The 570-nt window shown below is 65.8% G+C and carries 1 protein-coding gene; it reads left to right on the top strand.

The genetic code is table 11. From position 1 onward, the window contains the following. Positions 1–130: 130 nt before the first annotated feature. A partial coding sequence (locus J5M67_RS27535; RefSeq protein WP_207888556.1) for an ATP-binding cassette domain-containing protein occupies positions 131–570 on the top strand: 440 nt, incomplete at its 3' end.

Here is a 570-nt window from a genome sequence, read left to right on the forward strand (position 1 = left end):
GTTGGAGACTGTTCGTGCGGTAGGCGGTGAGCGCGTGCTGAGAAGGCGCTGGCGCGATCAGACCGCGATGGCAGCGATCGCGTCCGGCACCAGCCGGATGTTGACGCAATTCGTAGCGGGCGTCACGACCATGAGCATGCAGTTGGAAAGCCTGATGTTGCTCGGCATCGGCGCGTGGATGGTCGGCGAGAAATGGCTGACGCTCGGCGGGCTGATCGCGGCCAACATGCTGGCCGGCCGCGCGCTGGCACCGTTCTTGTCGATCGTGTCGCTAGGCATACGCCTTGAAAGCGCGCGCATCGCCGCCGGCTTTATTTCGCGCTTCTTTCAGATGCCGCGGACGACCCGTGAGACCCAGGAGTTCGTCGCGCGGAGCGACTTCACCGGCGTGGTGACGCTGAACGACGTGTCGTTCGCGTATCCGGCGCACAAGTCGGGCCGTGCGACGGTGGCGAACGTGAATCTGACCGTCGGCGCGGGCGAGCGTGTGGCCATTCTCGGTCGGATGGGGTCAGGCAAGAGCACGCTGCTCAAGCTGATGGCCGGCGTCCTGAGCCCGATGCGCGGCAG

The organism is Pseudomonas sp. 30_B (assembly GCF_017491605.1).
Lineage (GTDB): Bacteria > Pseudomonadota > Gammaproteobacteria > Pseudomonadales > Pseudomonadaceae > Pseudomonas.